The organism is Rhodoluna sp. (assembly GCF_024641065.1).
Lineage (GTDB): Bacteria > Actinomycetota > Actinomycetes > Actinomycetales > Microbacteriaceae > Rhodoluna.
On record NZ_JAHEDV010000005.1, the window covers coordinates 72,462 to 79,613 of the forward strand.

The window sequence follows — 7,152 nt, forward strand, 5'->3', positions numbered from 1 at the left end:
AATAGTTTCAAACGAACATCTTTTACAGAAAAACAAGGAGATACAAAGTGGCTGAAATCTTTTATGACAAGGATGCAGACCTTTCGATCATTCAGGGTCGCAAAGTTGCAGTTCTTGGCTATGGTTCACAGGGACACGCACACTCACTAAACCTGAAGGACTCAGGCGTGGATGTTGTTGTTGGTCTTCCTGCAACCTCAAAGTCAAAGGCAAAGGCTGAAGAGGCTGGCCTAAAGGTTCTAACCCCAGCTGAGGCTTCAGCTTGGGCAGACGTAATCGTTGTTCTTGCACCAGACCCACGTCAGCGCGACCTATACAACGATGACATCGCTCCAAACCTAGTTGCTGGCAAGGCGCTAGTTTTCGGTCACGGTTTCGCAATTCGTTACGGCTACATCACCGCTCCTGAGGGCGTTGACGTATTCCTAGTAGCTCCAAAGGGCCCAGGCCACTTGGTTCGTCGCGAGTACGAAGGCGGTCGTGGTGTTCCAAACCTTATCGCCGTTCACCAGAACGCAACCGGCTCAGCTTTCGAGCTAGGTCTTTCATACTCAAAGGCAATCGGTGGTACCCGTGCGGGCACCATCAAGACCACCTTTGCTGAAGAGACCGAAACCGACCTATTCGGTGAGCAGGCTGTTCTATGTGGTGGCGCTTCACAGCTGATCCAGTACGGCTTCGAGACCCTAACCGAAGCTGGTTACCAGCCAGAGGTTGCTTACTTCGAGGTTCTTCACGAGCTAAAGCTAATTGTTGACCTTATGTACGAGGGTGGCATTGCAAAGCAGCGTTGGTCAGTTTCTGACACCGCTGAATACGGCGACTACATCTCAGGCCCACGCGTTATCGGCCCAGAGGTTAAAGAGCGCATGCGCGATGTTCTAACCGACATCCAGGATGGCACTTTCGCTAAGCGCTTCGTTGCTGACGTTGATGCAGGTGCACCTGAGTTCCTAGCGCTACGCGCTAAGGGCGAGGCTCACCCAATCGAGGCAGTTGGCCGCACCCTGCGCAAGCTGTTCTCATGGATCAAGAACTCAGACGACTACCAGGAAGGCAACGCAGCTCGCTAATTCGAGTGGTGTTCCTTTAGGAATCGTCAAGACCCCGCACTTCGGTGCGGGGTCTTTTCTTTACCCCTTTCACGGCAAAATATTCACATTGAAAATAGCCAAGCGGTTCTAAACTTGTTCAACTGAATGGTTTTCAATGTTGAATCAAGAAGAGGCAAACTCAGATGCAGGTTTCAGATCTAACCAAACGCGAGCACCGCTGGTTCTTGTGGGTAACCATGGCCACACTGGCGGCATTCACCGCGATTGCGACCGATCTTTATCTGCCGGCATTCACACAGGTGGCTAGCGATTTTGTGGTGACCACCAAAGAGATTCAGTTCACGTTGTTCTCGTTCTTTGTGGGCATGGCCTTCGGTCAGCTAATTTGGGGGCCGTTCTCTGACCGCCACGGTCGCAAGCCAGCGGTGCTACTTGGCATTGCAATATTTATAGTTGCTTCAATCGCCTGCGTATTTGCACCTAATCTATGGTTCTTAGTCATAGCCAGAGCCGCACAGGCATTCGGTGGTTCAGTCACCATGCTGGCCAGCCGAGCAATTGTGCGTGACTTGTTCACCGGCAACGAAATGGCACGAACGATGTCGGCGGTTTCATCAATCTTTATGGCGGCACCGATTTTGGCCCCAACTCTAGGCGCGGCAATTTTGGCATTCGGCTCTTGGCACCTGATCTTTGTCGGCCTGGCCATTTTTGGTGCGCTTGCCGGCCTCAACTTTCTGAGAATGCCAGAGACCTTGCCAGTGCAGGCTCGAACCGATCACAGTCTTCGTGAAATTTTGGTCAATTACGGGCGCATCGCCAAGAACACTGAGTTTAGATTCGCCATCATGCAGGTGATGAGCCAAACCCTAATGTTGTTCACCTATGTCACCATGATTCCTTCGGTGATGATGGTCGAACTTGGCCTAACGCCGGGGGAGTTTGGCGTCATGTTTGGTACCAACGCGCTTGCTCTAATTGTTGGTTCGCAGGTGAACTTCAGAATTCTGAAGCGGGTCTCAGTTCGCAAGGCGCTCAAATGGTTTGTAATCATTCAGGCATCCGGTGCCTTTGCCTTGCTGTTTGCTGCAAACACCTGGCACAGCGTGTGGGTTATCGTGCCAATTTTGATGGTGACTATCGGTGTGGGTTCTTCAATCGCTGGCAATAGCACCACTCTGGCGATGGCTCCGTTCACCTCTGGTGCAGCTCAAGCCTCAGGTGTTGTCGGAATCGCCCAGAGCGTTGCGGCGGCACTAATCTCGGGTCTGCTTTCGCTAATTGCTGGCGAACCAATTATCAAGATGACATTCACCATGGCAACCATTGCCACCATCGCAATCACAGTGCTGATTATTCGAGAAAAGAAGTATGGCAAGGATACCCCTAGGGGTATAAACTAGAACTACAAGAATCCGATTGAATCTGAGGAGGAACCTATGTGTTCACCAGCTCTTTGCTCAAATTGCAATAAAGTCACCTGGACCGGCTGCGGCGGCCACATTGAAGAGGCTCTAGAAGGCGTTCCTCAAGATCAGCGTTGCACCTGCAACTAGTTTTTATAGTCGTATTGAACAAGGCCCGAGCTAAATGCTTGGGTCTTTTCAATTGTGAAGGCTTTGAGAGCTTCATCCATGGATGTTGAAAACAGGGGAGTACCCGACCCCAAAACATCTGGGCAAACAAACAGGGTTAGGTGATCGAGCAGGTTCTTGGCAAGCAGCTGCCTCACCACATCGGCACCGCCCACCACAAACACCTGGCCTGAGACTTCAGATTTAATTTTGTTCACAACCTGCTCGATGTCTCCGGCTAGAAAAGTTACCTCAGAGTCATTCACTCCGTCGTATCTCATCGGGTTATTAGTGAGCACATAGGTTGGCAAAACCCGCGGCTCGTTGCCCAGCGCGGCTAACTCGAAATCAAATGTGCGAGCGCCCATGAGCATGGCTCTACTTCGGCTCATCAACGCGGTGAATCCATAGTCTTCGTCGGCGCTCAAATATTTTTCGGCCCAAGCCATGTCTCCGTCGGGGCCAGCCAAGAAGCCGTCAGAGCTAATGGCTGCAAAGAATAAGAAGGTAGTCATTGTTGGCTTTCGTTAGGGCTTGAGGGTAAGTTCAACCAGTGGTTTTGACTTGATGTCTTGAACAAATTCGGTGTCTTCGCGTTTCCAAGCAAGGGCAGAGGCAAACTGCACGTTTACTTCGCGGCCTAGTAGGTCTTCGGCTTTGGCCGCGGCCCGTGAAGCCTCGATTCGGCTCACGTTGCCGATAAGCAACAAGTCAACTTCTTTGGGGGCGGCAGCGGTTTGTCGCGAAAGGCGAGCTGCCCAAACGCCAAATAGAAATGCGTGATCTATGCCGTCAAGCCCAACTAAAAGTGGGGGCAACACGGCAGCTGGCCCATAGCTAAAGGCAATGATTTGACTCACCGAATCAAACAGCAGGTGTTGGCGGTTGGCCTGAATCAGTCGGGCCCGGCCAACGGCCTTTTGAATTACCAATTGCCCATCGAGCAGTCGATCAACCTCGCGCATGGCAGTCGGAAGGCTCACCCCGGCAAATTCAGCCAAGTGGGTGATGGTGAAGAACTCAGCCGGATTCATGAATAATTCGGCCAAAATGAGCCCCTGAGCATCACTTTTGAGCAGTGGTGACAGCTTGGCGGCGGCTACTTTCATAAAACCAATTCTAAGTTATGTTTATCGAAAGTTAGCCTAGCGATTTTGCCAAAAATGCCCCCTAAACTTGAAACACATCGCCGATTCGGCGCCAACTATCCAAGGATGAAGCATTGACTAAGCCAGTTGTTCTAATCGCTGAAGAGCTATCACCAGCAACCGTTGAAGCCCTAGGCCCAGATTTTGATGTCGTGAACGTTGACGGCACCGACCGCCCAGCTCTGTTGGCAGCTCTTGCCAAGGCAGACGCAATCTTGGTGCGCTCGGCTACCCAGGTTGACGCAGAAGCAATCGCGGCTGCACCTCAGCTAAAGGTTGTTGCTCGCGCAGGTGTAGGTCTAGACAACGTTGACATCAAAGCTGCCACTGCAGCCGGTGTCATGGTGGTCAACGCGCCAACCTCAAACGTGGTTTCAGCAGCCGAGCTTGCAATCGCCCAGATGCTTGGCCTGGCTCGTCACATTCCTGATGCCAACCACTCACTCAAGGCTGGCGAGTGGAAGCGCGCTCAGTTCACCGGTGCCGAGCTTTATGAAAAGACCGTGGGCATCGTTGGCCTTGGCCGCATTGGTGGCCTGGTGGCTCAGCGCCTTGCTGGTTTTGGTGTTGAGCTAATTGGTTATGACCCATACATCACCCCGGCCCGTGCCGAGCAGATGGGTGTGAAGCTAGCCACCCTTGATGAACTGATGCAAAAGTCTGACTTCATCACCATCCACATTCCAAAGACCCCAGAGACCACCGGCATGATCTCTACCGAGCAGTTCAATATTGCCAAGCCAAACCTTCGCATCGTTAACTGCTCACGCGGCGGCATCATCGACGAAGCAGCTCTATTTGAGGCACTAAACACCAACCAGATCGCTGGTGCGGGCCTTGACGTGTTCGTAACCGAGCCACCAAAAGACAACCCGTTGCTTGGCCTCAAGAACATCTTGGTGACCCCTCACCTTGGCGCTTCAACTGATGAGGCACAAGAAAAAGCTGGCATCTCGGTTGCAAAGTCGGTTCGGCTAGCACTTGCTGGTGACTTGGTTCCAGACGCAGTGAACGTTGCCGGTGGCAACATCGACTCTTCAGTCAAGCCGGGCATTAGTTTGATGGAGAAGCTCGGTCAGGTGCTATTCGGCATCTCTGGCGGCAACGTAACCGCAATTGAGGTTGAGGTTCGCGGTGAGATCGCTGTTCACGACGTTTCAGTGCTAAAGCTTGCCGGCCTAAAGGGATTCTTTCAGAACGCTGTTACCGAGCAGGTTTCTTATGTCAACGCTCCGCTCATGGCAGATGCTCGCGGCATCGACGTCAAGCTAATTGTCGACACCAACTCAGATGAATACCGCAACGTGACCACCATCAAAGCAACTCTTTCTGATGGCACCACCGCTTCGGTTTCTGGCACCGTGATTGGCCCTAAGCTTCACCAGAAGATCGTAAACATCAACGGCTATGACGTTGAGTTGGGTCTTGCCGAGCACCTAGTGCTCATGGTTTATGCAGACCGCCCAGGCATCGTGGCTGTTTATGGCAAGGCATTTGCTGATGCCAACATCAACATTGCTGCAATGCAGATTGCTCGCGAGCAAAAGGGAGGCAAGGCTCTATCGGTTATTACTGTTGACTCACCAGTTGCCACAGATGTTCTCGAGGCTGTTCGCGTAGCCATCGAAGCAGATGTTATGAAGGCTATCGACATCAACGCCTAGTCGTTCTAAAAAAAGGTTTTGGGCCCCCGATGGATGTCGGGGGCCCAAAACCTTAACCTGAGACCTTGGCTCGTGAGTGAAATCGCAAATTCAAAAAACTGAGTGGTTAGACAGTGAATGTCTGGTTGCAATTAGCTTTATTGATGACACAAAGTCTAAAACCATTGCTACAGATGACACTCCGACGAGTATCAAAAACTCGTTGCGCGGTACTTCTAAGAACGTGATAAAGACAAAAACTGCGTAGACGATTCCCCGCCAGAAGTGACTTTTTCCGGCGTTATGCCAAAGATAAATTGTTCATGACAGTCATAATAAATGATTCACCTACCAGCATCCACCATGACCTCACTTGGATGCTATCTAATTGCGGGTGCAAATTTGTAACTTATGTTTGTCGGAAGGAGCACAAAAGCGAGGTCTCGCTTTCCAAGTTCCAGAGCAAGCAGCTCCAAATACTCGGAGGATCCGAATCGTGTGCGAATAGTTCTAAAAACAAGAAATTGAAATCGTGCCAACGCCTTGCATTTTTTCAGATACTTAGAATCCCTGCCCCCAAACAATTGTGTCAAGTCTTCAGCTGATCTATATCGTTTTAGATTCTCGAATGACTGACCGTCGTCTCCAACTACCTCGAGCTTGTTTGGGAGAAGAGCTATGGCGAACCCGTTTAGCAGATGTGAATTTAAGCTCTTATAAACTGACGAGTAATCTTGTTTCTCCTCACGCTCAGCAATATGCGAGCTCATGAGAAGCTTTAGTAGCGCGGTGAGTAACTCGGGGTATGCAATAAATTGCACATGATCATCAGAGTTTTCGGGTTGAATTAGCTCCGATTTTTTTACTAAGCCAAAGTACGCTTTCCAAGATTTGAGATCTTCTTTTCCGATTTCAATCGCGCAATTAGTTTCAAGAAACCTAACCGCCTCTTGAATGTTTTCAAAGAAAATCTCGTCTGGGTATCGACTTGATTCAGAATCATTCGCAACGAATGCGGGAGTCACTAAAAGTTCGGCGTAGCCGAGAAAGCGGGGTTGGTTTTGCGCAAATGATGGGTGGCAAAGGTGGCCAAATCTTCCTCGCAAATCACCTGAAGTGAAAGAAAGAAATAATTCAGAATCCTGTTCTTCAGAGAACTTTTCTAGATTCACTTAGGGTCTCCAAAATGTGCCTGGGATTTCTCTAACATGGATGTTGGTCTCCCAACGTCCACCGCTTTTCGGTCTAGCTTCATAGTTGGAATACTTACCACGCAGTTCTTCTCGGGAATATTGCTTTTGGACAGGTGAGCGGTATTGGCGACTTGAAACACTAGTATTTCCCCTCAGCTGGAATGCGGATTTGTCTCTATCTCCAAAGTAATTGAGCTTCTTTGATGATCGGGTCCATAAGCGTCCAGCTAGGTTTGAAACATTCCTTGTGGCAGTGAGCTCTTGTGAGGACCCAATAACTCGCGAAGCTTTGGTCACTTTGGCAAGGAGAACAGCTGCACGAAATGCAATGCTTGCCACTTTTACGATTGCTAACGCAGGGACAACAAACACCGCAATGGTGAGCACCACATCAACCGTGTCCCACAAACCCCACAGTCCGCTGAAGTCGTTTTTATTCACCGGATCATTCGGATACCCATACGGTGTCTCATTACCACCAGAAACCGCATCAACACTAGAGAACTGATTAGTAACCGGGTTATAAACCCTCACACCCA

7 protein-coding genes are annotated in these 7,152 nt (G+C 50.3%); 3 read left to right on the top strand and 4 right to left on the bottom strand.

Going from position 1 to position 7,152, the window contains the following annotated elements; genetic code table 11:
- The first annotated feature begins 47 nt into the window (after positions 1-47).
- A complete protein-coding gene (gene ilvC / locus Q0L26_RS04830; protein ID WP_296648155.1) occupies positions 48-1,073 on the top strand; it encodes a ketol-acid reductoisomerase in 1,026 nt (341 codons plus the stop codon).
- 164 nt (positions 1,074-1,237) lie between these two features.
- Entirely contained in the window at positions 1,238-2,458 is a 1,221-nt protein-coding gene (locus Q0L26_RS04835) for a multidrug effflux MFS transporter (protein WP_296648157.1), read from the top strand.
- 149 nt (positions 2,459-2,607) lie between these two features.
- Here Q0L26_RS04835 and Q0L26_RS04840 read toward each other — a convergent pair whose 3' ends face one another.
- Both Q0L26_RS04840 and Q0L26_RS04845 read right to left on the bottom strand, forming a co-directional pair.
- Positions 2,608-3,144, bottom strand: coding sequence for a dihydrofolate reductase family protein (locus Q0L26_RS04840; protein ID WP_296648159.1), 537 nt, complete (start codon positions 3,142-3,144; stop codon positions 2,608-2,610).
- Positions 3,145-3,156: 12 nt separating this feature from the next.
- On the bottom strand, positions 3,157-3,738 hold the full coding sequence (locus Q0L26_RS04845) for a hypothetical protein (RefSeq protein WP_296648162.1): 582 nt from the start codon (positions 3,736-3,738) through the stop codon (positions 3,157-3,159).
- 113 nt (positions 3,739-3,851) lie between these two features.
- On the opposite strand from Q0L26_RS04845, the gene serA reads away from it, so the two are divergent.
- Positions 3,852-5,441, top strand: coding sequence for a phosphoglycerate dehydrogenase (serA, locus tag Q0L26_RS04850; protein WP_296648164.1), 1,590 nt, complete (start codon positions 3,852-3,854; stop codon positions 5,439-5,441).
- 359 nt (positions 5,442-5,800) lie between these two features.
- Here serA and Q0L26_RS04855 read toward each other — a convergent pair whose 3' ends face one another.
- Both Q0L26_RS04855 and Q0L26_RS04860 read right to left on the bottom strand, forming a co-directional pair.
- Positions 5,801-6,592 carry a hypothetical protein gene (locus tag Q0L26_RS04855; RefSeq protein WP_296648167.1) on the bottom strand — a complete coding sequence of 264 codons (792 nt, stop codon included), beginning with the start codon at positions 6,590-6,592 and terminating at the stop codon, positions 5,801-5,803.
- On the bottom strand, positions 6,593-7,152 hold a 560-nt coding region (locus Q0L26_RS04860; RefSeq protein ID WP_296648170.1), incomplete at its 5' end, for a hypothetical protein. It abuts the gene before it with no gap.